The 26,164-nt window shown below is 69.6% G+C and carries 20 protein-coding genes; 14 read left to right on the top strand and 6 right to left on the bottom strand.

Annotation, left to right across the window (positions count from 1 at the left end):
- Positions 1 to 94: 94 nt before the first annotated feature.
- Both ABZZ79_RS17515 and ABZZ79_RS17510 read right to left on the bottom strand, forming a co-directional pair.
- Positions 95 to 889, bottom strand: a complete 795-nt coding sequence (locus tag ABZZ79_RS17515; protein WP_356689800.1) for an MIP/aquaporin family protein — start codon at positions 887 to 889, stop codon at positions 95 to 97.
- Between the two features lie 917 nt (positions 890 to 1,806).
- Complete coding sequence (locus ABZZ79_RS17510; protein WP_356689799.1) at positions 1,807 to 2,571, bottom strand: IclR family transcriptional regulator; 765 nt, start codon at positions 2,569 to 2,571, stop codon at positions 1,807 to 1,809.
- Between the two features lie 460 nt (positions 2,572 to 3,031).
- Between ABZZ79_RS17510 and metH the strand changes: the two genes are divergently transcribed.
- From metH to ABZZ79_RS17490, 4 genes are all read left to right on the top strand, one after another.
- Positions 3,032 to 6,547, top strand: coding sequence for a methionine synthase (gene metH / locus ABZZ79_RS17505; protein ID WP_356689798.1), 3,516 nt, complete (start codon positions 3,032 to 3,034; stop codon positions 6,545 to 6,547).
- 200 nt (positions 6,548 to 6,747) lie between these two features.
- Positions 6,748 to 7,449: an HAD family phosphatase gene (locus tag ABZZ79_RS17500; protein WP_356689797.1), complete on the top strand. Its 702-nt coding sequence runs from the start codon at positions 6,748 to 6,750 to the stop codon at positions 7,447 to 7,449.
- Positions 7,450 to 7,906: 457 nt separating this feature from the next.
- Entirely contained in the window at positions 7,907 to 9,511 is a 1,605-nt protein-coding gene (locus tag ABZZ79_RS17495) for an ABC transporter substrate-binding protein (RefSeq protein ID WP_356689796.1), read from the top strand.
- A 98-nt stretch (positions 9,512 to 9,609) separates the two neighbouring features.
- Positions 9,610 to 11,196 (top strand): ABC transporter substrate-binding protein, encoded by a 1,587-nt coding sequence (locus ABZZ79_RS17490; protein ID WP_356689795.1) that lies wholly within the window; start codon positions 9,610 to 9,612, stop codon positions 11,194 to 11,196.
- Between the two features lie 246 nt (positions 11,197 to 11,442).
- Here ABZZ79_RS17490 and ABZZ79_RS17485 read toward each other — a convergent pair whose 3' ends face one another.
- Both ABZZ79_RS17485 and ABZZ79_RS17480 read right to left on the bottom strand, forming a co-directional pair.
- Complete coding sequence (locus ABZZ79_RS17485; RefSeq protein ID WP_356689794.1) at positions 11,443 to 12,117, bottom strand: response regulator transcription factor; 675 nt, start codon at positions 12,115 to 12,117, stop codon at positions 11,443 to 11,445.
- 14 nt (positions 12,118 to 12,131) lie between these two features.
- On the bottom strand, positions 12,132 to 13,070 hold the full coding sequence (locus ABZZ79_RS17480; RefSeq protein WP_356689793.1) for a RecB family exonuclease: 939 nt from the start codon (positions 13,068 to 13,070) through the stop codon (positions 12,132 to 12,134).
- Between the two features lie 209 nt (positions 13,071 to 13,279).
- Between ABZZ79_RS17480 and ABZZ79_RS17475 the strand changes: the two genes are divergently transcribed.
- The 3 genes from ABZZ79_RS17475 (at position 13,280) to ABZZ79_RS17465 (ending at position 16,807) form a co-directional block, all read left to right on the top strand.
- On the top strand, positions 13,280 to 15,052 hold the full coding sequence (locus ABZZ79_RS17475) for a site-2 protease family protein (protein ID WP_356689792.1): 1,773 nt from the start codon (positions 13,280 to 13,282) through the stop codon (positions 15,050 to 15,052).
- Positions 15,053 to 15,114: 62 nt separating this feature from the next.
- Positions 15,115 to 16,017: a tRNA (adenine-N1)-methyltransferase gene (locus tag ABZZ79_RS17470; protein ID WP_356689791.1), complete on the top strand. Its 903-nt coding sequence runs from the start codon at positions 15,115 to 15,117 to the stop codon at positions 16,015 to 16,017.
- 211 nt (positions 16,018 to 16,228) lie between these two features.
- Entirely contained in the window at positions 16,229 to 16,807 is a 579-nt protein-coding gene (locus ABZZ79_RS17465) for a hypothetical protein (protein WP_356689790.1), read from the top strand.
- 58 nt (positions 16,808 to 16,865) lie between these two features.
- Here the strand turns inward: ABZZ79_RS17465 and ABZZ79_RS17460 are convergent, their stop codons facing one another.
- Positions 16,866 to 17,171: a ferredoxin gene (locus ABZZ79_RS17460; RefSeq protein ID WP_356689789.1), complete on the bottom strand. Its 306-nt coding sequence runs from the start codon at positions 17,169 to 17,171 to the stop codon at positions 16,866 to 16,868.
- Between the two features lie 246 nt (positions 17,172 to 17,417).
- On the opposite strand from ABZZ79_RS17460, the gene arc reads away from it, so the two are divergent.
- The 6 genes from arc (at position 17,418) to prcA (ending at position 23,598) form a co-directional block, all read left to right on the top strand.
- Positions 17,418 to 19,184 (top strand): proteasome ATPase, encoded by a 1,767-nt coding sequence (gene arc / locus ABZZ79_RS17455; RefSeq protein WP_356689788.1) that lies wholly within the window; start codon positions 17,418 to 17,420, stop codon positions 19,182 to 19,184.
- Between the two features lie 232 nt (positions 19,185 to 19,416).
- On the top strand, positions 19,417 to 20,928 hold the full coding sequence (gene dop, locus ABZZ79_RS17450) for a depupylase/deamidase Dop (protein WP_356689787.1): 1,512 nt from the start codon (positions 19,417 to 19,419) through the stop codon (positions 20,926 to 20,928).
- A 197-nt stretch (positions 20,929 to 21,125) separates the two neighbouring features.
- Positions 21,126 to 21,344, top strand: a complete 219-nt coding sequence (locus tag ABZZ79_RS17445) for a ubiquitin-like protein Pup (RefSeq protein WP_037760434.1) — start codon at positions 21,126 to 21,128, stop codon at positions 21,342 to 21,344.
- A gap of 43 nt (positions 21,345 to 21,387) precedes the next feature.
- Positions 21,388 to 21,993, top strand: a complete 606-nt coding sequence (locus tag ABZZ79_RS17440; RefSeq protein WP_356689786.1) for an endonuclease VII domain-containing protein — start codon at positions 21,388 to 21,390, stop codon at positions 21,991 to 21,993.
- Entirely contained in the window at positions 21,945 to 22,790 is an 846-nt protein-coding gene (prcB, locus tag ABZZ79_RS17435) for a proteasome subunit beta (RefSeq protein WP_356689785.1), read from the top strand. Before ABZZ79_RS17440 ends, prcB begins: the two co-directional genes overlap by 49 nt.
- Before the next feature lie 58 nt (positions 22,791 to 22,848).
- Entirely contained in the window at positions 22,849 to 23,598 is a 750-nt protein-coding gene (prcA, locus tag ABZZ79_RS17430) for a proteasome subunit alpha (RefSeq protein WP_356689784.1), read from the top strand.
- 143 nt (positions 23,599 to 23,741) lie between these two features.
- On the opposite strand, the gene ABZZ79_RS17425 is transcribed toward prcA, so the two are convergent.
- The gene (locus tag ABZZ79_RS17425; protein ID WP_356689783.1) at positions 23,742 to 24,758 is read right to left on the bottom strand and encodes a LacI family DNA-binding transcriptional regulator; all 1,017 of its coding nucleotides are present in this window, start codon (positions 24,756 to 24,758) and stop codon (positions 23,742 to 23,744) included.
- Between the two features lie 140 nt (positions 24,759 to 24,898).
- Here ABZZ79_RS17425 and ABZZ79_RS17420 point away from each other — a divergent pair, with 140 nt between their 5' ends.
- Positions 24,899 to 26,158 (top strand): MFS transporter, encoded by a 1,260-nt coding sequence (locus ABZZ79_RS17420; RefSeq protein WP_356689782.1) that lies wholly within the window; start codon positions 24,899 to 24,901, stop codon positions 26,156 to 26,158.
- Positions 26,159 to 26,164 lie beyond the last annotated feature (6 nt).

Raw genomic sequence — 26,164 nt, 5'->3', positions numbered from 1 at the left:
TCCTGGGAGTCCTTGGTTACGGGGCTTTACGTACGGCGCGTGCTGTCGAGCTCGAAGTGCCTGTCGAGGAAGCTTGGCTCTTGCGGCGGCTCGGTTATGCGAACGCGACCTTGTAGATGCCTGCGGCGATCGCCGCGCCGATCAGCGGACCGACGACCGGGACCCAGGCGTAGCTCCAGTCGGAGCCGCCCTTGTTGGGCAGGGGAAGCAGGGCGTGCACGATGCGCGGACCGAGGTCACGGGCCGGGTTGATCGCGTAGCCCGTCGGGCCGCCCAGCGACAGACCGATGCCGACGACGACGAGCGCGGTGATCAGTGCGCCCAGGATGCCGAGGCCGTTGCCGTTGTCGTTAAGGCCCTGGGTGAGAACGGCGAGCACCAGCACGGTCGTGCCGAGGATCTCGGTGGCGAGGTTCTGCACCGCGTTGCGGATCTCAGGACCGGTGGAGAAGACACCCAGGACCGGGCCGGCGCCCTTCTCCTGGGCCTCGACGGCCTTGGTGGCCGTGGCCTGCGCGCCCGGACCGCCGACGATCTCCTTGTCGGTCAGGTGCGCCTGGAACTGCCCGTAGTAGGCGACCCAGACCAGGGTGGCGCCGATCATCGCGCCGAGCATCTGCCCGCCCCAGTAGGTGGCGACGTTGTCCCAGACGTTGTCCTTGATCGCGAGTGCGAGGGTGACAGCCGGATTGAGGTGAGCGCCGGACAGCGGCGCCGAGGTGTAGACCGCCGTGAGCACGGCGAAACCCCACCCGAAGGTGATGGCGAGCCAGCCGGCGTTGCGGGCCTTGGAGGCCTTCAGCGTCACGGCGGCGCACACGCCACCGCCGAGCAGGATGAGTATGGCGGTACCGATGGTCTCGCCGATGAAGATGTCGGAGCTGGACACCCGCGACTCCTTTGTCCTTCGTCCAGGGAAGCAGCACCCCGAGTCCCTTCGGGGGTTGCCGCGCCCTCGGGGGTGAGAGCTGGCCGGTCCCTTGGCGTTGTCACACTCTAGCGCGTATTGCCGGTAGGTGTTCGACAATGCCGACCGATGGACGGGAGTCTTGCTCCGGCGTTACGCGTGCGTCAAGAGTTCCGTTATCGAAAACTCGATCGTTATTGATCGACTCGACGTATCGATCTTGTGTTGGTGTCTGTGCTGATTCGAGCGCTATGCCCATTTTGATCGGGTTTTCAGGGTAGGCCGCAGACCGGAACGCCGTACTGGCGCCGCGGTCCCGGAGGTCCTGACTCGCCCTGCGTGTGCAGCTCAGAGGCGCCTGACGCCCGGATCGCGTGACTTCGCGCGGGCACGGCTCGGGAGGGGCCGGCGCTGGGCTTCCGGTGTGGGTGCGGCTCGGGAGGGGCCGGCGCCGGGCTTCTGGGACTCTGTGCGGGTGCGGGTGCGGGTGCGGGTGCGGGTGCGGGTGCGGCTCGGGAGGGGTGGGCGGCCGGGTCCCGCGACTCTGCGCGGGCGCGGCTCGGAAGAGGCCCGCGCCTGGACCTGGCGAGCCCGCGCGGGCGCGGCTCGGAGGAGGCCCGTGTCTGGGCCCGTCGACCCCCGCGGGGGCGTGGTTCATGGGCGGTCGGCGCCCGGCTCCCGTCGCAGTGCTGCGGGAGTGACTTGACGGCGGCCCGCGCCGCCCGGTCCCCGTGGTGTCGCGCGGGCGCGGCTCGGAAGTGGCCCGTGCCTGGACCCGTCGATCCCCCGCGCGGGCGTGGTTCATGTGCGCCCGGCGCCCGGCGCCCGCCGCAGTGCTGCGGGGCTGACTCGACGGCGGCCCGCGCCGCCCGGTCCCCGCGGTGTCGCGCGGGCGCGGCTCAGAAGCGGCCCGCGCCCAGGTCCCGCGACACCGCGCGAGCACAGTCCCGTACCGCCGCGATCAGCTCGGGGCGCAGCTCACCGTCGCGCGCCAGCCGCTCCACCGCGCCGGTGATGCCCACCGCGCCCACCGGCATGCGCCGCCGGTCGTGGATCGGCGCCGCCACGGAGGCCACGCCCTCCCAGGTCTCCTCCACGTCCGCCGCGTAGCCACGCGCGCGTGAGATGTCGAGGATCTGCTCGAAGGCGTCCAGCTCACACACCGTGCGGTCGGTGAAGGCCTTGCGGTCGGCCTCGATCGCCTCGCTGTGCGCCACCGGGTCGTACGCCGACAGCACCTTGCCCAGGGCCGTGGAGTGCAGCGGCTGCATGGCCCCGATCTCCAGCACTTGCCGGCTGTCGTCCGGACGGAAGACGTGATGCACGATCAGCACGCCGTGCTGGTGCAGGACGCCCAGATACACGCTCTCGCCGCTGGAACGGGCCAGATCGTCCGTCCACACCAGCGCCCGCGCCCGCAGCTCGTGCACATCCAGATAGGTCGTGCCCAGGCGCAGCAGCTCCGCGCCCAGCTGATAGCGGCCCGACGCCTCGTCCTGCTCCACGAAGCCCTCCAGCTGGAGGGTGCGCAGGATCCCGTGCGCTGTCCCCTTGGCGAGGCCCAGCGAGGAGGCGATGTCCGACAGGCCCAGTCGCCGCTCGCCGCCCGCGAGCAGGCGCAACATGGCCGCAGCCCGCTCCAGCGACTGGATGTTCCGTGCCATCGCCGTCCTGCCTCCGTCCCCTTCGACCGTCGAGCCGTGACACTCCCGGTCGTTCTCCGGCGCCACCGCCGTCGTCCGGCGTCGTTGCCGCTCGACATTGTCCATCGTTCGGCAATGCCGAACACTACCGGTCCATGCCGACTCACCGCTAATGTTCGGCCGCAACTCGCTCGCGGCTCGGATGCCACTCGCGCGCCACTCGGATGCCACAAGGTTCGCGGCTCGGTGGCCGCTCGGTCGCCACATGGTGAGCCACACCCACCCCGCCCGTCACCTGCGGGGTCCTCACGAACTGAAGCAGAAGCCGCCGCTCGCCCTCTCGTCCGGGTGGTGGACGTCCCTGACCACGTTCGTATGCTCCCGGCTACGCTGGCGGAGTGCGTCCTCCTCGGGAAGCTCCCCATGGGCTTCATCGCAAGGGGCGCAAAGCCGACAGCCGTCGCACCCGAGGGAGCCCTTCATGGCGTCTGTGCCGCCGACCCCTTCCGCCGACAGCCGGACCCGCGCGTCCGCGCTCCGCCAGGCGCTCGCCACCCGTGTGGTGGTCGCCGACGGAGCCATGGGCACCATGCTCCAGGCCCAGGACCCGACCCTGGAGGACTTCCAGAACCTCGAGGGCTGCAACGAGGTCCTCAACGTCACCCGCCCCGACATCGTGCGCTCTGTCCACGAGGCGTACTTCGGGGCCGGCGTCGACTGCGTCGAGACCAACACCTTCGGCGCCAACCTCAGCGCCCTCGGCGAGTACGACATCGCCGAACGCGTCGAGGAACTGTCCGAGGCCGGCGCCCGCATCGCCCGCGAGGTGGCCGACGAGTTCACCGCGCGCACCGGACAGCAGCGCTGGGTCCTCGGCTCCATCGGTCCGGGCACCAAGCTCCCCACCCTCGGCCACACCACCTTCACCGCGATCCGCGACGCCTACCAGAAGAACGCCGAGGGACTCCTCGCCGGCGGCGCCGACGCCCTGCTGGTGGAGACCACCCAGGACCTGCTGCAGACCAAGGCCTCCGTCATCGCCGCCCGCCGTGCCATGGCCACCGCCGGCTACGACGTGCCGCTGATCGTCTCCGTCACCGTCGAGACCACCGGCACCATGCTGCTCGGCTCCGAGATCGGCGCCGCCCTGACGGCCCTGGAGCCGCTCGGCATCGACATGATCGGCCTGAACTGCGCCACCGGCCCCGCCGAGATGAGCGAGCACCTGCGCTATCTCGCCCGCAACGCCCGCATCCCGCTGTCCTGCATGCCCAACGCCGGCCTGCCCGTGCTCACCTCCGACGGTGCCCACTACCCGCTGACCGCGCCCGAGCTGGCCGACGCGCAGGAGAACTTCGTCCGCGACTACGGCCTGTCCCTGATCGGCGGCTGCTGCGGCACCACCCCCGAGCACCTGCGCCAGGTCGTCGAACGCGTCCGCGAACTCACCCCCGCGGAGCGCAGCCCCCGCCCCGAGGCCGGCGCGGCCTCCCTCTACCAGACCGTGCCCTTCCGCCAGGACACCTCGTACCTGGCCATCGGCGAGCGCACCAACGCCAACGGCTCCAAGAAGTTCCGCGAGGCCATGCTGGAAGCCCGCTGGGACGACTGTGTGGAGATGGCCCGCGAACAGATCCGCGAGGGCGCGCACCTGCTCGACCTGTGCGTGGACTACGTCGGCCGCGACGGCGTCGCCGACATGGAGGAACTCGCCGGCCGCTTCGCCACCGCCTCCACCCTGCCCATCGTGCTGGACTCCACCGAGGTCGACGTCATCGAGGCCGGCCTGCAGAAGCTCGGCGGCCGTGCGGTGATCAACTCGGTGAACTACGAGGACGGCGACGGCCCCGAGTCCCGCTTCGCCAAGGTCACCCGCCTGGCGCAGGAGCACGGGGCGGCACTGATCGCCCTGACCATCGACGAGGAGGGCCAGGCCCGCACCGTCGAGAAGAAGGTCGAGATCGCCGAGCGGCTCATCGACGACCTCACCGGCAACTGGGGCATCCGTGAGGAGGACATCCTCATCGACACCCTGACCTTCACCATCTGCACCGGTCAGGAGGAGTCCCGCAAGGACGGCATCGCCACCATCGAGGCGATCCGCGAACTCAAGCGCCGCCACCCCGACGTGCAGACCACCCTCGGTCTGTCCAACATCTCCTTCGGCCTCAACCCGGCCGCCCGCATCCTGCTGAACTCCGTCTTCCTCGACGAATGCGTCAGGGCGGGCCTGGACTCCGCGATCGTCCACGCCTCCAAGATCCTGCCCATCGCCCGCTTCGACGAGGAGCAGGTCAACACCGCCCTCGACCTGATCCACGACCGGCGCGCCGAGGGTTACGACCCGCTCCAGAAGCTGATGGCCCTCTTCGAGGGCGCCACCGCCAAGTCCCTCAAGGCCGGCAAGGCCGAGGAACTGGCCGCCCTCCCGCTGGACGAGCGCCTCAAGCGGCGCATCATCGACGGCGAGAAGAACGGCCTGGAGGCCGACCTCGACGCGGCCCTGGAGACCCGCCCGGCGCTCGACATCGTCAACGAGACCCTCCTGGACGGCATGAAGGTCGTCGGCGAACTGTTCGGCTCCGGCCAGATGCAGCTGCCGTTCGTCCTGCAGTCCGCCGAGGTCATGAAGACCGCGGTCGCCCACCTCGAACCGCACATGGAGAAGTCCGACGCGGAGGGCAAGGGCACCATCGTGCTCGCCACCGTCCGCGGCGACGTCCACGACATCGGCAAGAACCTCGTCGACATCATCCTGTCCAACAACGGCTACAACGTCGTCAACCTGGGCATCAAGCAGCCGGTCTCCGCGATCCTGGACGCCGCCGAGGAGCACAGGGCCGACGTCATCGGCATGAGCGGCCTCCTGGTCAAGTCCACCGTGATCATGAAGGAGAACCTGGAGGAGCTCAACTCCCGCGGCCTCGCCGCCGACTACCCCGTCATCCTCGGCGGCGCCGCCCTCACCCGTGCCTACGTCGAGCAGGACCTGCACGAGATCTACGAGGGCGAGGTCCGCTACGCCCGCGACGCCTTCGAGGGCCTGCGCCTGATGGACGCCCTGATCGGCGTCAAGCGCGGAGTGCCGGGCGCCAAGCTGCCCGAGCTCAAGCAGCGCCGGGTCCGCGCCACGACCGCCGTCGCCGTCGAGGAGCGCCCCGAGGAGGGCCACGTCCGCTCCGACGTCGCCGTCGACAACCCCATCCCCACCCCGCCCTTCTGGGGCACCCGCGTCGTCAAGGGCATCCAGCTCAAGGAGTACGCCTCCTGGCTCGACGAAGGCGCCCTGTTCAAGGGCCAGTGGGGCCTGAAGCAGACACGCAAGGGCGACGGGCCGACCTACGAGGAACTCGTCGAGACCGAGGGACGCCCGCGGCTGCGCGGCCTGCTGGACCGGCTGCAGACCGAGAACCTGCTGGAGGCGGCCGTCGTGTACGGCTACTTCCCGTGCGTGTCCAAGGACGACGACCTGATCATCCTCGACGAGCAGGGCAACGAGCTCACCCGCTTCACCTTCCCCCGCCAGCGCCGCGGCCGCCGGCTGTGCCTGGCCGACTTCTTCCGCCCGGAGGAGTCCGGCGAGACGGACGTGGTCGGACTTCAGGTGGTCACCGTCGGTTCCCGCATCGGCGAGGAGACCGCACGGCTCTTCGAGTCCAACTCCTACCGCGACTACCTCGAACTGCACGGCCTGTCCGTCCAGCTCGCCGAGGCGCTCGCCGAGTACTGGCACGCCCGGGTGCGCGGCGAACTCGGCTTCGCGGGGGAGGACCCCACCGAGATCGAAGGCATGTTCGAGCTGAAGTACCGGGGTGCCCGCTTCTCCCTCGGCTACGGCGCCTGCCCCGACCTGGAGGACCGCGCCAAGATCGCCGACCTGCTCCAGCCCGAGCGCATCGGCGTCAAGCTGTCCGAGGAGTTCCAGCTGCACCCCGAGCAGTCCACCGACGCGATCGTCATCCACCACCCGGAGGCGAAGTACTTCAACGCCCGCTGAGGCCGCCGGCCGTGCCCTTCCAGCCGCCCCACAGGCCTCGTGGAGGCACGCCTCAGCGGCCCCCGGCGTATCAGTGGAGTGCCCTCACCCACCCCCTTTAAACGAGGCACTCGCCGCACGTGAGACGTACACTTGTCGGTCCAAGCAGGCCGGTTCCCGCAGGGGAACCGGCCTGCTGGTCCCTCAAGGAGGTACGCCGGATGACCACCACGGTCCCCGCACTCGGCACCCGCACGGCGGAGGGCTCAGCCCTGCAGGCCGTGCTTCTCGACATGGACGGCACCCTGGTGGACACCGAGGGGTTCTGGTGGGACGTCGAGGTCGAGGTGTTCGCCGGCCTCGGCCACACCCTCGACGACTCCTGGCGCCATGTCGTGGTCGGCGGGCCGATGACCCGCAGTGCCGGGTTCCTCATCGAGGCGACCGGCGCGGACGTCACCCTCGCCGAGCTGACCGTGCGGCTCAACGAGGGCTTCGAGGACCGCATCTCCCGTGCCCTGCCGCTGATGCCCGGCGCCGCCCGGCTGCTGGCCGAGCTGGCCGCGCACGAGATCCCCACCGCCCTGGTCTCCGCCTCCCACCGGCGCATCATCGACCGGGTGCTGACCTCGCTCGGCCCCCAGCACTTCCGGCTCAGCGTCGCCGGCGACGAGGTCCCGCGGACCAAGCCGCACCCCGAGCCCTACCTGTTCGCGGCCGCCGGACTCGGTGTGGACCCTGCCAGATGCGCCGTCGTCGAGGACACCGCGACCGGCGTCGCCGCTGCCGAGGCGGCCGGCTGCCACGTCGTGGCCGTGCCGTCCCTGGCCCCCATCGCCCCGGCCGCCCGCCGCACGGTCGTCAACTCCCTCGAAGAGGTCGACCTGGCCTTCCTGCGCGGACTGATCACAGCGACGGCCTGACCCCTCGCACGGCGTCGCGGCCCGCCGACACACCCGGTTGCGGCCTGTCGCTAAGGCGAATTCACCGGCACTGCAAAGCCGCCCCCAACTGGGGGGTCACTCCAGCCGGATGGCCGAAATCCGGCTGGTGTGAACGCCGTCGGCGATGTGACGTTCACCACCCCGGAGCGGCTCGACAGGGGGTTGACGTGTGTCATCCGCCCCGCTTTCCGCCCCATGGACCGGCCCTTGTGTCCGGATTGGGGAGACCCTGTACGAAACCTTCCACTGTCGGGTTTTCGGTGTGTCCACGCCCGGTTTCGCAGCGTGATGGACAAGCCCCCTCCGGCGGCCGCGAACCCCCTGCAATGCGCATTAATCTCGTCGCGAGAACATCACCCCCCTTCCCCGTGATTCCCGCGACACCACCCCTATGCTCGCGCGCAGCACGGACCTACAGCAGTGGAGTAACACCAGCATGAACCGCAAGACTTTGGTGCTGCCGGCCGTCATCGGCCTACTCGCGCCGGTCCTCGCCGCCTGCGGCGGGACCGACGGCGAGGGCGACAGCGGCGGCACGATCGCCGTCGGCACCACCGACCGGTTCATCGCCACCGACGACGCCCCCGCGCCCCTGGACCCCGCCTACGCCTACGACGTCGGCAGCTGGAACATCCTGCGCCAGACCGTGCAGACCCTGATGATCCAGCCCCGCGGCGAGGGCGAGCCCGTCCCCGAGGCCGCCGAGAGCTGCACCTTCACCGACACCGGCAACGAGCGCTACGCCTGCAAGCTCCGCGAGGACCTCAGCTTCGCCGACGGCACCCCCGTCACCGCGAAGGACGTCAAGTTCTCCATCGACCGCGCCCGGTCCATCAAGGCCGACTCCGGCGTCTTCGCCCTGCTGTCCGAGATCGACACGGTCGAGACCCAGGGCGACCGCGAGGTGGTCTTCCACCTCAAGACCGCCGACGCCACCTTCCCGTACAAGCTGTCCACCCCCGTCGCCGGCATCGTCAACCCCGCCGACTACGACAAGGGCGAGCTCCGCGACGGCTTCGACGTGACCGGCTCCGGCCCGTACACGCTCACGGCCGAAGTCGTGAACGACGAGATGGTCAAGGCCGTGTTCACCAAGAACACCCACTACAAGGGTGCTCTCAGCCTGAGCAACGACAAGATCGAGATGAGGTCCTTCAAGGACGCCTCCGCCATGGATGGCGCCCTGAAGAAGGGGGACATCGATCTCATGACCCGCAGCATGACCCCGGAGCAGATCCAGCGGCTCAGCGTCGACCCGGGCGAGAACACCGAGCTGTTCGACATGCCCGGCCTGGAGATCCGCTACCTCGCCTTCAACACCGACGCCCCCAGCGTCCGCGACAAGGCCGTACGCCAGGCCATGGCCCAGGTCATCAACCGCGGCGAACTGGTCTCCAAGGTCTACGGCTCCCAGGCCGAGCCCCTCTACTCGCTCGTCCCGGCCACCATCACCGGCCACTCCAACTCGTTCTTCAACAAGTACGGAGACCCCGACGTCAGCAAGGCCGAGAACCTCCTCGCCGACGCCGACGTCAGCACCCCGGTGAAGCTGACCCTGCACTACACCACGGACCACTACGGCGCCGCCACCAAGCGCGAGTTCGAGGTTCTGCGGGGGCAACTGAACGACAGCGGCCTGTTCGACGTCTCCATCAAGGGAACCGCCTGGGACAGCTTCGTCCCCGCCCAGCGCAAGGGCTCCTACGACGTCTACGGCATGGGTTGGTTCCCCGACTTCCCCGACGCCGACAACTACATCGCGCCGTTCCTCGACGCCGACAACTTCCTGAAGTCCCCCTACGCCAACAGCCAGATCCGCAACACCCTCATCCCGGAGAGCCGCCGCGAGGCCGACCGGGGCGCCGCCGCGGCGAGCCTGACGGAGATCCAGGACATCGTCGCCGAGGACGTCCCCGTGCTGCCGCTGTGGCAGGGCAAGCAGTACGTCGCCACCAGCGACGACATCTCCGGCACCGCATACGTCCTCAACTCCTCCTCGACCCTTCAGCTGTGGGAGCTCAGCCGTGGTGTGAGCGGCTGACGCACTCGCGTAATCCCGGGGCCGGGACGGTGGCCCCGGGGATCCGTACCGGGGCGCCGGACCGGAACAATCCGCGAACGACGACAAGGCACAAGCACGTGAACATGCGCAACCACTGGCCGGTCCTGCCCATCGTGGCGGGGCTGGCCTCCGGCCTGCTGACCGGCTGCGGCTCGGGCTCCGGCGACTTGGGTGGTTCCGGCGCCACCGTGGTCATGGGGATGTCCGACGACGTCCTCGCCACCGACCCGGCCTCCGGCTACGACCCCGGCTCGTGGCTGCTGTTCAACAACGTCTTCCAGTCCCTGCTCAGCTTCCCCAAGGGCGGCACCACGCCCGAACCGGAGCTCGCCGACACGTGCGACTTCTCCGACAACCAGGCCACCGTCTACAAATGCACCCTCAAGGACGGCCTGAGGTTCAGCAACGGCGACAGCCTCACCTCCGAGGACGTCAAGTACTCCTTCGACCGCCTGCTGAAGATCAACGACGACGCCGGCCCCGCGATCATGTTCTCCGGCCTCGACACCATCGAGACCCTGGACGACAACACCGTCGTCTTCCACCTCAAGGCCCCCGACGCCACCTTCCCCAGCAAGATCGCTTCCGGTGCCGGGTCCATCGTCAACCACCGCGAGTACGACGACGGCAAGCTCCGTGAGGACGGCAGGGCCAGCGGCTCCGGCCCCTACAAGCTCGACTCCTACAGCGAGGGCGAAGCCGTCTTCTCCGTCAACGAGAACTACGAGGGCACCGCCGACGTCCAGAACGCCGGCATCACCCTCAAGTTCTTCCACGGCGACCAGAAGGCCCTCAAGGCCGCCCTGCAGAAGGGCGAGGTCGACATCGCCTACCGAGGCCTCAGCGCCGGCGACATCGCCGACATGGAAGCCTCCTCCGACGGCACCGGCGTCGAGGTCGTCGAGGGCAGCAGCGCCGAGGTCCAGCACCTGGTCTTCAACATGGACGACCCGGTCGCCGGACAGCTCCCCGTCCGCAAGGCCATCGCCCTCCTCCTCGACCGCGACGCCCTCATCAGCGACGTCTACGAGGGCACCGCCACCCCGCTCTACTCGATCATCCCGGCGGGCATCGACGGCCACAGCACCGCCTTCTTCGACACCTACGGCGCCCGCCCGTCCCCCGACCGCGCCGAGGCGGCCCTGCGCGAGGGCGGCATCACCGACAAGGTCAAGCTGACCCTGTGGTCCACCCCGTCGCGCTACGGCCCCGCCACGGACCAGGAGTTCAAGGCGATCGCCGACCAGCTCAACGACAGTGGCCTGTTCGACGCCGACGTCAAGTCCGTCGCCTTCGAGCAGTACGAGAAAGACATAGCCGCCGGCAAGTACGGCGTCTACGTCAAGGGCTGGGTGCCCGACTACCCGGACGCCGACAACTTCACCTCACCCTTCTTCGGCGCGGGCAACGTCCTCGACAACAACTACGCCAACAAGACCATCAGCGGCACGCTCATCCCGCGCACATCCGGCGAGAGCAACCGCGCCGCCACCGAGAGCGACTTCGACGAGCTCCAGCAGATCGTCGCCGACGAGATCCCCCTGCTGCCCGTCTGGCAGGCCAAGCAGTACGCCGTCGTCGCCGACGGTGTCTACGGCCTGGAGTACTGCCTCGACGCTTCCACGGTCTTCCGCTTCTGGGAGCTCAACAAGGGCCAGGCCTGACGAGGCCCGGCCGCACTACGCCGAAGGGCGCCCCTCTTCTCACCAAAGAGGGGCGCCCACGGGTGTCTCACGCCAGACCACACAGGCAACGCCCAAGGGCCGCCGGGCGACAACGCCCTTAAGGGGCGCGGGGAACTGCGCGACAAGCCACACACAGCCCGCACCCGCCCCGCACAGAACGCCCCGCACAGAACCCCCTCACGAAACGCCCCTCAGAGCCCCCTGCCAAACCGCCGGAGGCAACCGTCACTGCTGGGCGCCCGGCCGCACCAGACCGCTCTCGTACGCGTACACCGCGGCCTGCACCCGGTCACGCAACCCCAGCTTGGTCAGCACATGCCCGACATGCGTCTTCACCGTCGTCTCGCTGACGAACAGATCCGCGGCGATCTCCGCGTTCGACAGCCCCCGCGCCACCAGCTTCAGCACCTCCACCTCACGCTCGGTCAGCGTGTGCAGCGTGTCCGGCACAGGCTCGTCACCTGACGGCAGATGCGTGGCGTACTTGTCCAGCAGCCGACGCGTGATGCTCGGCGCCAGCATCGCCTCACCCGCCGCCACCACCCGGATCGCCTGCACCAGCTCATTGGCCGGGGCGTCCTTCAGCAGGAACCCGCTGGCACCCGCCCGCAGCGCCTCCACCACGTACTCGTCGAGATCGAAGGTCGTCAGCACCAGCACCTTCGCCGGGCCGTCCCGCCCCGGCCCGGTGATCTGCCGGGTCGCCTCCACACCGTCCATCCGCGGCATGCGGATGTCCATCAGAACCACATCGGGCTGCAGAGCCCGCACCTGGTCGAGGGCCTGGAGCCCGTCTCCGGCCTCGCCGACGACCGCGATGTCCTGCTCCGCCTCCAGGATCATCCGGAAGCCCGTACGCAGCAGCGGCTGGTCGTCGACCAGTAGGACGCGGATGGCCACGTAAGTCTCCTTCGCTAGTCCGGCCCCATTCTGCCCTGCTCGACCACGGCCGCCTCAGCCGCCCTCACCGGCAGCGGATAGGGCGGGGGAGTGCCCCCGAACTCCGGACAGTGCGCCTGGTGATCGCACCAGCCGCACAACTTCGTCGGCCGCGGCCGCCAGTCACCCGACTCCGTCGCCAGCCGGATCGCCTCCCACAGCGCCAGCAGCTTGCGCTCCACCCGCTCCAGATCCGCGAGCACCGGGTCGTACGTCAGCACCTCCCCGCTGCCGAGATACACCAGCTGCAACCGCCGGGGCACCACGTTCCTCAGCCGCCACACCACCAGGGCGTAGAACTTCATCTGGAACAGCGCGCCCTCCGCGTACTCCGGCCGCGGCGCCTTTCCCGTCTTGTAGTCGACGATCCGCACCTCACCCGTCGGCGCCACGTCGACCCGGTCGATGATCCCGCGCAGCCTGAGCCCCGACTCAAGCTCCGCCTCGACGAACATCTCCCGCTCCGCCGGCTCCAGCCGCGTCGGATCCTCCAGCGTGAACCACCGCTCCACCAGCCGCTCGGCCTCGCCCAGCCAGCGCGCGAGCCGCTCGCCCTCCGGATCGTCGGAGAACAGCTCCACCACCTCCGGCCGCGACTCCCGCAGCCGGTCCCACTGCCCCGGGATCAACGACTTGGCGCGCGGCGCCGTCCGCTCCGCCGCCGGGGCGTCGAAAAGCCGCTCCAGCACGGCATGCACCAGCGTCCCCCTGGTCGCCGCCTCGCTCGGCTTCTCCGGCAGCCGGTCGATCACCCGGAACCGGTACAGCAGCGGACACTGCATGAAGTCGCTCGCCCGCGACGGAGACAACGAGGCAGGCGCTATCACCGCGGCGACCGGAACAGGGCCGGCCACCGGCTCCCCACCGCCCACCGTCGCCCCGGGCTGCCGCGCACTCTCGCTGCTGTTCTCCATGCCGTAGAACCTTACGGCCCGCCACTGACAGTGACCCCGTCGCGGGAGCGGACAGCCGAGCGCGCCGGTTGTGAAGGCCACGCGGGCCGCCTGTGACGGGGAGGGCGACTGGGGGTGCCGGGGCGGAACGTGCCGGGCGAGCCGCATACCATCGACCCCAGACCCTTCCGCCCGGCAGGCGCGGAAAACGCTTCGAACGAGGGGACAGCGTGGACGAGAGCGGCGGGAGCGGCCGGCCGCGGCCGGACGACACCGAGACGGCCGAGCACCAGCCGAACCACAGGACCCCGCCTTCCACCCCCACGGACCCCGTCGCCCCCACGCCGACGGAGCCCGCGCCCCAGCCTGCCGCGAACGCCTCCGACGGGGAGCGGGAGCCCGCACAGGACCAGCTCTCCGGGGACGCCGCGACCGCCGCCGAGCGGGAGCCCGCACAGGACCGGCCCTCCGAAGACCCCGCGCCGACTCCTGAGGACTCCGAACCGGCGGCCGAAGCGGACGAACCCGAGCCGCCGAAGCCGACGACCGAGCCCCAGCCCGCGAAGCCGGCGGCCGAGAGTCCGGAGAAGCCGGAGACGGACAAGTCGGAGAAGCCGGCGGCCGAGAAGCCGGCCGACAAAAGTCCGGAGACCGACTCCGAGCCCGTGAAGCCGACCGCCGGGCCCGAGTCCGAGTCCGAGCCCGACCCCGTCCCCCACGCCCACCGCACCCTCGCCCACACCGAATCCGCCCCCGAGCACCGACGCGGCACCGAACCCACCCCCGCGCACCGGCACGGAACCCGACCCGCGACCGACCCCGGCAAAGGACAGCCCCCGAAGCGGCAGCGTGAACCCGGAGGCGGCATCCTCATGGGCCGCCCCTTCGGCGTCCCCGTGTACGTCGCACCCAGCTGGTTCCTCGTAGCCGCACTGATCACCTGGGTGTTCGGCGGCCAGCTCGACCGCGTCCTGCCCGAACTCGGCGGCGCCCGCTACCTCGTCTCCCTCTTCTTCGCGGTCGCCTTCTACGCCTCCGTCCTCGTCCACGAACTCGCCCACACCGTGGCCGCCCTCCGCTTCAAACTCCCCGTACGCCGCATCCAGCTCCAGTTCTTCGGCGGTGTCTCCGAGATCGAGAAGGAAGCCGAGACCCCCGGCCGGGAGTTCTGGCTCGCCTTCGTCGGCCCCCTGCTCTCCCTCGTCCTCGCCGGCGTGTTCTACGCCGCCGTGCAGACCGTCGAACCCGGCACGGTCCCCGGAGTCCTCCTGGCCGGCCTGATGATCTCCAACCTCATCGTCGCCGCCTTCAACCTGCTGCCCGGCCTGCCCCTCGACGGCGGGCGCATGCTCCGCGCCGTCGTCTGGAAGATCACCGGCAAACCCATGAGCGGCACCGTCGCCGCCGCCTGGGTCGGCCGCGCCCTCGCCGTCGCCGTCCTCATCGGCCTGCCGCTGCTCACCCAGTCCGGCGTCCTCGGCACCGACGCCGTCGACAACGTGGGCATGGACACCGTCATGGACGCCCTGCTCGCCGCGATCCTCGCCGCGATCATCTGGACCGGCGCCGGCAACAGCCTGCGCGTCGCCCGCCTGCGCGAACACCTCCCCGAACTGCGCGCCCGCGCCCTCACCCGACGCGCCGTCCCCGTCGAGTCCGACACCCCCCTGTCCGAGGCACTGCGCCGCGCCAACGCCGCCGGCGCCCGCGCCCTCGTCGTCGTCGACCCCGACGGCCACCCCGTCTCCCTCGTCCGCGAGGCCGCCATCGTCGGCGTCCCCGAACACCGCCGTCCCTGGGTCGCTGTCAGCGGCCTCGCCCAGGACCTCACCGACGGCATGCGCGTCTCCGCCGAACTCGCCGGCGAAGACCTCCTCGACGTCCTGCGTGCCACCCCCGCCACCGAATACCTCGTCGTCGAGGACACCGGCGAGATCTACGGCGTCCTGTCCGCCGCCGACGTCGAGCGCGCCTTCGTCAAAGCCATGGCCCGCCCCTCCTGACGGCCCCCGCCGGCACCGGACACGTGGTCGGCGACCCCCATAAACCCCGGTAGGCTGGTCACATGTCCGAACCGACCGGTGCCGCCCGCAGGCGCGGGCCCTTCAAGGTCGGGGACCAGGTACAGCTGACCGACCCCAAGGGCCGCCACTACACGTTCACGCTCGAAGCCGGGAAGAACTTCCACACGCACAAAGGAAGCTTCCCGCACGACGAACTGATCGGCGCTCCCGAGGGCAGCGTTGTCCGCACCACCGGAAACGTCGCCTACCTCGCGCTGCGCCCCCTGCTCCCCGACTACGTCCTGTCCATGCCCCGCGGGGCAGCCGTCGTCTACCCGAAGGACGCGGGGCAGATCCTCGCCTTCGCCGACATCTTCACCGGCGCCCGCGTCGTCGAGGCCGGCGTCGGCTCCGGCTCGCTCAGCAGCTTCCTGCTGCGCGCCATCGGCGACCAGGGCATGCTGCACTCCTACGAGCGCCGCCAGGACTTCGCCGAGATCGCCCAGCAGAACGTGGAGCGCTACTTCGGCGGCCCCCACCCCGCCTGGCAGCTCACCGTCGGCGACCTCCAGGACAACCTGACCGACACCGACGTCGACCGCGTCATCCTCGACATGCTCGCCCCCTGGGAGTGCCTGGAGGCCGTCTCCAAGGCCCTCGTCCCCGGCGGCATCCTGTGCTGCTACGTCGCCACCACCACCCAGCTCGCCCGGACTGTCGAGTCCATCCGCGAGATCGGCTGCTTCAACGAGCCGACCGCCTGGGAGACGATGATCCGCAACTGGCACATCGAGGGCCTCGCCGTCCGCCCCGACCACCGCATGATCGGCCACACCGGCTTCCTCCTCACCGCCCGCCGCCTCGCCGACGGCGTCGAGCCGCCCATGCGCCGCCGCCGCCCCGCCAAGGGCGCCTACGGCGAGGACTACTCCGGCCCCAACGCCGACGGAGGCATCGGCCGCTGACGGCCACCCACCCCGTCCAACGCCGCAGCGCCGTGGCGGAGTTCCCGCAGCCCAGCCGGAACTCCGCCACGGCGCTTCCTCGTTGACCCCCGCCGGAGCGCCCCACCGGCCCCCGCCGCAACTCCCACCCCCGCCGTTCCCCCACGCTGTGACGTGTGGCACCATGCAGGCCACCCCCCCACCGGCACAGCCCTCACGGGAGACACTCCTAGTGCAGCACTCCGCCGTCCCGGAACTGGCACACACGCACACGCACCCCATCCACTGGCTCGCCACAGCGACCGCCGTCGCCGGAGTCGTAGCGCTCTCCTCGGTCGTCCAGCCCGACTCGGCGACCGCCGCACAGACCCCCGGCAGCGCCCCCCGCACCGCCCGGGCCGCCGCCGCGCCCCCCGCCACCACCGGAGTCGACTTCCCCCTGGACTGCGGTCCGGTGAAACTCGTGGTCGCCAGGAAAGCCACCGGAGACCTGGACGGGGACGGCAGGCCCGAGACCATCGCCGTCGTGCACTGCGACGCCGGCATGAGCACCCCGCCCGACGCCGTCTACGTCCTCACCCAGGGCGCCGGCGCCGCACACGCGCGCGTGGTCGCCACCCTCGTCGACCCCAAGGACCGCCAGAAGGTCACCGGCCTCGCCGTACGACGGGGCGCCGTCCACGCGGAGCTCCTCGGCTACTCCTCACCCGACGTGCCCACCTGCTGCCCCGACGTCACCGACAGCGTGAAATGGCAGTGGAAGAACGGCGCGTTCGAGCGCTCGACACCCGCCGAAGCACGCAGCGTGTGACACCGGTTACCGGACGGTGTGAAAAATCAGACAGACATCACAGACCGCACAGGGGTGATCACTGCGCGTCCGGCCCGTACACCTCGACCCGGTCCGCGACCCGGCGGACATGGATGCACTCGCCCGGACATTCCCTGGCCGAGTCCACCACGTCCGTCAGCAACGGCAGCGGCACCGGCGTCGTCGCCCCCTGCTCCTGCAACAGCTCGTCCTCGGGGCTCTTCACATACGCCAGACCGTCGATGTCCAGCTCGAACACCTCGGGCGCGTACTGCACACAGATCCCGTCGCCCGTGCACAGATCCTGATCGATCCAGACCTCCAGCGCCTCACCGGCGCCGGCGACGTCCTGCTGCACGGTCATCTCTCCTGCCCTTTTCCTTCGCCGGACCTTTCGGGAACCTTCCAGGCCCTGACGGGTGTTGAACACCTTGACCCTACCTCCGCCCGCTTCCCCACCGTGTTCGGTGGGTATTCCCCTGGCGTGAGGGAGAGCGCAAGGGTGAAGATCGGACACACCCCTACAGTCTTTGTGATCTAGGGGTTTCAATCGACACCCACCCAGGTAGGGTCTGGAAGCGTCCAGCTCCCCTTGGAGGAGGTGAGGACCGTGGCAGCCCACGACGACGACATGAACCGCGGCATCCGCCCGGGACGAGGGTCCGACGACCCCGCCGGGCAGATTGCCTACCTTGAGCAGGAGATCGCCGTCCTGCGACGCAAGCTCGCCGACTCTCCGCGACACACGAGGATTCTCGAAGAGCGGATCGTCGAGCTGCAGACCAACCTGGCCGGCGTGTCCGCCCAGAACGAGCGACTCGCCAACACCCTCCGCGAGGCCCGCGACCAGATCGTGGCCCTCAAGGAAGAAGTCGACCGGCTCGCACAGCCGCCGGCCGGCTTCGGAGTCTTCCTGCAGGCCAACGAAGACGGCACCGCCGACATCTTCACCGGCGGCCGCAAACTCCGGGTCAACGTCAGCCCGAGCGTCGAACTCGACGACCTCAGGCGCGGCCAGGAAGTCATGCTCAACGAAGCGCTCAACGTGGTCGAAGCCATGGAGTTCGAGCGCGCCGGGGACATCGTCACCCTCAAGGAGATCCTTGAGGACGGCGAACGAGCCCTGGTGCTCGGGCACACCGACGAGGAACGGGTGGTACGGCTCGCCGAGCCGCTGCTGGACGTCACCATCCGCCCCGGCGACGCCCTCCTGCTCGAACCCCGCTCCGGCTACGTCTACGAGATCGTCCCCAAGAGCGAGGTCGAGGAACTCGTCCTCGAAGAGGTCCCCGACATCGGCTACGAGCAGATCGGCGGCCTGGGCGGCCAGATCGAAGCCATCCGCGACGCGGTCGAGCTGCCGTACCTCTACCCGGACCTCTTCAAGGAGCACGAACTGCGCCCGCCCAAGGGCGTCCTGCTCTACGGACCCCCCGGATGCGGAAAGACACTCATCGCCAAGGCCGTCGCCAACTCGCTGGCCAAAAAGGTCGCCGAGGTCACCGGTCAGGCCGCCGGCAAGAGCTTCTTCCTGAACATCAAGGGCCCCGAGCTCCTCAACAAGTACGTCGGCGAGACCGAGCGCCAGATCCGGCTCGTCTTCCAGCGAGCCCGTGAGAAGGCCAGCGAGGGCACCCCCGTCATCGTCTTCTTCGACGAGATGGAGTCCCTCTTCCGCACCCGTGGCTCCGGTGTCAGCTCGGACGTGGAGAACACCATCGTCCCCCAGCTGCTCGCCGAGATCGACGGTGTCGAAGGTCTGCAGAACGTGGTCGTGATCGGCGCCTCCAACCGCGAGGACATGATCGACCCCGCCATCCTGCGCCCCGGCCGCCTCGACGTGAAGATCAAGATCGAGCGTCCCGACGCCGAGGCCGCCAAGGACATCTTCGGCAAGTACCTCACCGAGCGCCTCCCCCTGCACGCCGACGACGTCGGCGAGCACGGTGGCAGCAAGACGACCACCGTCGAAAGCATGATCCAGACGGCCGTCGAGCACATGTACGCGGAATCCGAGGAGAACCGCTTCCTTGAGGTGACCTACGCCAATGGCGACAAGGAAGTCCTCTACTTCAAGGACTTCAATTCCGGCGCCATGATCGAGAACATCGTGGGCCGCGCCAAGAAGATGGCGATCAAGGACTTCCTCGACCACAACGCAAAGGGCCTCCGCGTCTCCCACCTCCTCCAGGCATGCGTGGACGAGTTCAAGGAGAACGAGGACCTGCCCAACACCACCAACCCCGACGACTGGGCCAGGATCTCCGGAAAGAAGGGCGAGCGGATCGTCTACATCCGCACCCTCATCACCGGAAAGCAGGGCGCGGACACCGGACGCTCCATCGACACGGTGGCCAACACCGGGCAGTACCTGTAAAAAGCAGGGCGGCTGCGGGTGCCCACCACCGGGTACCCGCAGCCGACTGTTTTCCGGGCACAGCCGGACAAGCCAAATCGCAAATGATCTCCACACCAGCGCAGAGCCGTTCTAGGCTCTTCGGTACCGCCGAGTCGCGCAGTGCGGGGACGGGCACCGCACACGCAACCCAGCGCCAGCGGTACTTGAGCGGCGCCCATGACCGAGGACGCCGCCGGGCAAGGAGGGCCGCATGACCGTACGGCGAGTAATGGGCATCGAGACGGAGTACGGCATCTCCGTCCCCGGCCACCCCAACGCCAATGCCATGCTCACCTCGTCCCAGATCGTCAACGCCTACGCGGCGGCGATGCACCGGGCCCGCCGGGCCCGCTGGGACTTCGAGGAGGAGAACCCGCTCCGCGACGCGCGGGGCTTCGACCTCGCCCGCGAGGCCGCCGACTCCAGCCAGCTCACCGACGAGGACATCGGCCTGGCCAACGTCATCCTCACCAATGGCGCCCGGCTCTACGTCGACCACGCCCACCCCGAATACAGCGCCCCCGAGGTCACCAACCCCCGCGACGCCGTCCTCTGGGACAAGGCCGGCGAACGCATCATGGCCGAGGCCGCCGAGCGCGCCGCCGCACTCCCCGGCGCCCAGCCCATCCACCTCTACAAGAACAACACCGACAACAAGGGCGCCTCCTACGGCACGCACGAGAACTACCTGATGAAGCGGGAAACCGCCTTCTCCGACATCGTGCGCCACCTCACGCCCTTCTTCGTCAGCCGCCAGGTCTTCGCCGGAGCCGGCCGCGTCGGCATCGGCCAGGACGGCCACGAGCACGGCTTCCAGCTCAGCCAGCGCGCCGACTACTTCGAGGTCGAGGTCGGACTGGAGACCACCCTCAAGCGCCCCATCATCAACACCCGCGACGAACCCCACGCCGACGCGGAGAAGTACCGCCGCCTGCACGTGATCATCGGCGACGCCAACCTGTCCGAGATCTCGACCTACCTCAAGCTGGGCACCACCGCCCTCGTCCTGTCGATGATCGAGGACGGCTTCATCGCCGTCGACCTGGCCGTGGACCAGCCCGTCCGCACTCTCCACCAGGTCAGCCACGACCCCACGCTCAAGCGCCTGGTCACGCTCCGCAGCGGCCGGACACTCACCGCCGTACAACTCCAGATGGAGTACTTCGAACTCTCCCGCAAGTACGTCGAGGAACGCTTCGGCGCCGACGCCGACGACCAGACCAAGGACGTCCTCGCCCGCTGGGAGGACACCCTCACGCGGCTGGAGAACGACCCCATGAGCCTCGCCGGCGAACTCGACTGGGTCGCCAAGCGCGAACTCATGGAGGGCTACCGCCGCCGTGACGGCCTCGAATGGGACGCCGCCCGCCTCCACCTCGTCGACCTCCAGTACGCCGACGTACGGGCCGAGAAGGGCCTCTACAACCGTCTCGTCGCCCGCGGCCGCATGAAGCGCCTGCTGGACGAGACCGACGTCGAGCGGGCCAAGTCCACGCCACCCGAGGACACCCGCGCCTATTTCCGCGGCCGCTGTCTCGACCAGTACGCCGACGACGTGGCCGCCGCCTCCTGGGACTCGGTCATCTTCGACCTTCCCGGCCGCGACTCCCTCCAGCGCGTCCCAACCCTGGAACCGCTACGCGGAACGCGAAATCACGTCAAGGAGCTCCTCGACCGCTGCCGCACCGCGGAAGAGCTGGTCAGGGTGCTCTCGGGCGGCTGAACACCCACTCGAACACCACTGGACCGGACCGGGCGCCCGGGGTGGAAATCCCGGCGCGAGGGAATCATCGAGATGGCCCCCGAACGTTGAACAAACGCGGGGCCGATGTCGGACCCGGATTGTAGGGTCTGATCATCACCGATCGGCAGGAAAGCCGAACTGTCGACCATGTCGGGCAACAGAGCGGGGTGAGGGTTATGGCGACCAAGGACACCGGCGGCGGCCAGCAGAAGGCGACGCGCTCCACTGAAGAGGTCGAGGAGCAGGCGGCGGAGGCGCAGGCCTCCGAGGACCTCAAGGAGCGTCAGGAGAAGCTGAGCGACGACGTGGACTCCGTCCTCGACGAAATCGATGACGTACTCGAGGAGAATGCCGAGGACTTCGTTCGAAGCTTCGTGCAAAAGGGCGGCGAGTAAAGGCTCTCGGATCAGCTCGCCTTCGAAGTGAAGGTTGCGGGGGATGTCTGAGGAAGCGCCCGAGAAGCATTGCAGTGGATGCGGTCGGAGCCTGCCGCTCTCTGCGTTCGCGCGAGACAGGAATCGACGCGGTGGCCTTCAGGTGCGGTGCCGGGAGTGCGTGGCGGAGTGCAGTGCCACGCGCTACGGGCACCGCCGGGAGGCCATCGGCAAGCCCGTGCGGGAAAAGGCGGACGTCCCGTTCGGGCACAAGCTCTGCCGGGCGTGCGGCGAGGTGAAGCCGCACAGCGAGTGGCATCGCAATGCGAGTGCGTCCGACGGTTTGTCGACGCGATGCAAGGCGTGCCGTGCCGTTCAGGGGCGACAAGGCCATCTGAAGCGTCAGTACGGGATGACCGAAGCCGAACGTGATGAGCTGCTCGCCTCTCAAGGGGGCGTTTGCTGCATCTGTTCGGCGGCTGTGCCCGAACATGTGGATCACTGCCACAAGACGGGTAGGGTCCGATACGTACTGTGCTTCAGCTGCAATGCCGCGCTGGGGCAGTTCAAGGATCGGCCCGACGTCATGAGGCGGGCTGCAGCATATGTGGAAGGAATCGCGTGGAAGCCAACACTCGTAGCACCGGGCGTCTACCAGCTGCCTTCCTGACGCCTGGGTCCTCCTCGTTCATGGACTTCCTCTCCGCGCACCAGCCGGAGCAGCTGCCGGGGAACAGGCAACTGCCGCCCACGAAGGGCGTGGTCGAGGCTCCGCACGGGACCACGATCGTCGGGGTGTCGTTCCCTGGCGGGGTCGTGCTCGCCGGTGACCGGCGGGCGACCATGGGGAACATGATCGCCCAGCGGGACATCGAGAAGGTGTTCCCGGCGGACGAGTACTCGGCCGTGGGCATCGCCGGCACCGCCGGTCTGGCCGTGGAGATGGTGAAGCTGTTCCAGCTGGAGCTGGAGCACTTCGAGAAGGTCGAGGGCGCGCAGCTGTCGCTGGAGGGCAAGGCGAACCGGCTGTCGACCATGATCCGGTCGAATCTGGGCATGGCGATGCAGGGTCTCGCCGTGGTGCCGCTGTTCGCCGGGTTCGACGTCGACCGGGGCAAGGGGCGGATCTTCTCGTACGACGTGACGGGCGGGCGCTCCGAGGAGCACGGTTACGCCGCCACGGGTTCGGGTTCGATCTTCGCTCGTGGGGCGATGAAGAAGCTGTTCCGGGACGACCTGAGTGAGGAGCAGGCGACGACGTTGGTCGTGCAGGCGCTGTACGACGCGGCCGACGACGACTCGGCGACGGGTGGTCCCGATGTCGCTCGCCGGATCTATCCGATCATCACCGTGATCACCGAGGACGGTTTCCGCCGGCTGACGGAGGACGAGGTCTCGCAGGTCGCGCGTTCGGTGCTGGAGCGACGGCTTCAGGAGCCGGACGGTCCGCGGGCCGCACTGCTGTAGCGGGCTGTCGGTTGTGCAAGGTGATCGAGTGATTTCGACAGAAAGGGACGGATAACCGGTGTCGACGCCGTTCTATGTCTCACCTCAGCAGGCGATGGCGGATCGGGCGGAGTATGCCCGTAAAGGCATTGCCCGGGGCCGCAGCCTGGTTGTGCTGCAGTTTGCCGACGGCATCGTGTTCGTCGGTGAGAACCCGTCCCGCGCGCTGCACAAGTTCAGCGAGATCTATGACCGGATCGGTTTCGCGGCCGCCGGTAAGTACAACGAGTACGAGAATCTGCGGATCGGTGGTGTGCGGTATGCCGATCTGCGGGGTTACACCTATGACCGTCACGACGTGACGGCGCGTGGTCTGGCGAATGTGTACGCGCAGACGCTGGGCACGATCTTCTCGAGTGTGGGTGAGAAGCCGTACGAGGTGGAGCTGGTGGTGGCCGAGGTCGGCGAGACGCCGGAGTCGGACCAGATCTACCGGTTGCCGCACGACGGGTCGATCGTGGATGAGCACGGTTCGGTGGCGGTCGGTGGCAATGCGGAGCTGATCAGCAACTATCTGGATCAGCGCCATGAGGACGGGATGAGTCTCGCGCAGGCGCTGAAGCTGGCGGTGCAGGCGTTGTCGCGGGAGTCGAACGGTACGCAGCGGGAGATTCCGGCGGAGCGGCTGGAGGTGGCGGTGCTGGACCGTACGCGGCCGCAGAAGCGGAAGTTCAGGCGGATCCAGGGTGGTCAGCTGGAGCGGCTGCTTGAGCAGCAGGGTGCGGCGGCGGTGGATGCCGAGGAGGAGGATTCCTCGGAGGAGAGCTGACCGCCGGCCGCTCTGACCGTGGCCCGCGCTGACCGTCGGCCGCGTTGGTCGTCGGCCGCGGAGACCGCCGGCCTCGCCGTCAGTCGGCCACGGATGTGTTTCGGGATGCCCCGCGCCTCGCCAGGCGTGGGGCATCCGGCGTCTCAGGGGCCCGGTGGGGGCGCTGTGGAGGCACGGACGACGAGTTGGACCGGGATGTCCCCGCTGTCGGCCGAGCGGCCCTCCAGGACCGCGAGGAGGGCGTGCATGCCTTGTTCGCCGAAGAGCTCGGCGTCGAGGCGGACGGTGGTGAGCTCGGGGTCGATGGCGGTGGCGAGGCCGAGGTCGTCGATGCCGGTGACGGAGAGGTCGTCGGGGATGCGCAGGCCGAGGCGGCGGGCGGCCTTGTAGGTGCCGGCGGCGAGGAGGTCGTCGTCGCAGACGACGGCGGTGGGGCGGGTGCCGGGGGCGGTGAGGGCGGTTTCGGCGGCGGTGCGGGCGGCGTCGATGGTGAGGGGGGTGCGGATGGTGCGCAGGGTGGTGCCGGGGTGGTCGGCGAGGCGGTCGGCGAGTTCCTGGGCGCGGATCTCGAAGGTCCAGGAGGGGACGTCGGCGGCGAGGTGCAGGACGTGGCGGTGGCCGAGGCCGAGGAGGTGGCCGGTGATCTGGCGGATGCCGTCGGTGATGTCGAGGTTGACGGTGGTGGCGCCGTGGCTGCCCTGGGGGTCGCTGTCGAGCATGACGAGGGGGAGCTGGTCGCCGCGCAGGGCGGTGAGGGCGTCGGCGGCCATGGAGGAGGCGATGATGCCGTCGAGGGCGGCCCGGGCGGAGGCGAAGGGGTCGCGGGCGGGGCCGATGCCTTCGGGGGAGGGGTAGAGGACGAGGCCGAAGCCGTGTGCGGCGGCGACGCGTGCGGCGCCGGTGTAGACGCCGGCGAAGAATTCGGTGGTGAGGGCGGGGACGACGAGGAGGACGGTGCGGGTGCGGCCGAGGCGCAGGTTGCGTGCGGCGAGGTTGGGCCGGTAGCCGAGGTCCTGGGCGGCCTGGCGCACGCGGGCGGCGGTGGCTTCGGAGACGCGACCGCGCCATTTGTCGCCGAGGACGAGGGAGACGGCGGCCTGGGAGACGCCTGCGGCCTGGGCGACGTCGCGGCTGGTGGGGCGTGGGCTGCCGGGTGCCACCGTCCGGGTGCTCCGTTTCTGGGGGTCGTCCGCCGTGTGGCGGGTGGGTGGGTCGCTTCGTCGTATGGACGGGTGAACAGCGCACATGGTACGTATGACGGAGGACGTTATACGTAAAACCTCAGTCGGAGAGGCGGATCATGGCCGCGGGATACCTGGAGATCCTCAGGGCGAAGCACGCCGCCCGGCTGTTGACGGGGACGCTGGTGGGGCGGCTGCCGAACGCCACGGCGGCGATCGCGATCGTGCTGTTCGTGCGGGCCGAGGGCGGTTCGTACAGCCTGGCGGGCGGGCTGGCGGCGGCCTACGGCGTGGCGAACGCGGTGGGGCAGCCGGTGCTGGGGCGGCTGGTGGACCTGCACGGGCAGCCGCGGGTGCAGCTTCCCGCGGCGGTGCTGTCGGCGCTGGCCATGGCGGGCTTCGCGCTGACGGCTCTCGATCCGCTGCCGCTCGCCTATGTCGCGGTGGTGCTGTCGGGTCTGTTCACGCCGCCGCTGGAGGGCGGTCTGCGGGCGTTGTGGCCGTCGGTGCTGCGTCGTGAGGACCAGGTGCACACGGCGTACGCGATGGACGCGGTGGCGCAGGAGGTGATGTTCACGGTCGGCCCGCTGCTGCTGACGCTGGGTGTGTCGGTGTGGTCGGCGCAGGCGGCGGTGCTGGTGCTGAATCTCGTCGGGGTGCTGGGCGCGCTGTCGGTGGTGGTGTCGGCGCCTTCGCGGGCGTGGCGTTCGGCGCCGCGGGAGGCGCACTGGCTGGGTGCGCTGCGCTCGCCGGGGCTGCTGGCGCTGCTGGGGGCGTTCTTGTTCGTGGGGGTGGCGCTGGGGTCCATCACCGTTGCGGCGATGTCGTACGCGGACGGGCACGGCGGTGACGCGGTGTACGGCTGGTTGATGGCGGCGCTGGGGCTGGGGGCCCTGCTGGGTGGCACGGTGTACGGGGCGCGGCGCTGGGCGGGTGCGCCGGAGCGGCGCCTGCGGGTGCTGGTGGGGCTTCTGGCGGTGTGTTATCTGCCGTTGATGCTGATGCCCGGTGCGGTGGCGATGACGGGGCTGGCGGCGGTGTCGGGGGTGTTCCTGGCACCGGCGATCGCGTGTGCGTTCGTGATCGTGGACCGGCATGCGCCGAGCGGGACGGTCACCGAGGCGTTCTCGTGGCTCGTGACGACGTTCACGGTGGGTGCGTCGGTGGGTACGGGGCTGGCGGGACCGGTCGTGGAGTGGGGCGGGACGGTGTGGGGGTTCGCCGTTCCCGGGGTCGCGGGGGCGGTGTCGTTGCTGGTCCTGGTGGCGACGGGACGGGTCCTCGCAGCTCCGGCGCGGGGCGGGGTCGTTGCGGCTTCATCGGAAAATGATCCAAATCGTGCTGCCGAACCCCGTTTCAGTTCAGGTGATCGGGCGTAATGTTCA

The sequence above is a fragment of the Streptomyces sp. NPDC006458 genome, from assembly GCF_040612135.1.
Lineage (GTDB): Bacteria > Actinomycetota > Actinomycetes > Streptomycetales > Streptomycetaceae > Streptomyces.
The sequence above is the reverse complement of the archived record's forward strand: the minus strand, read 5'-3'. Positions and strand labels throughout refer to the sequence as shown.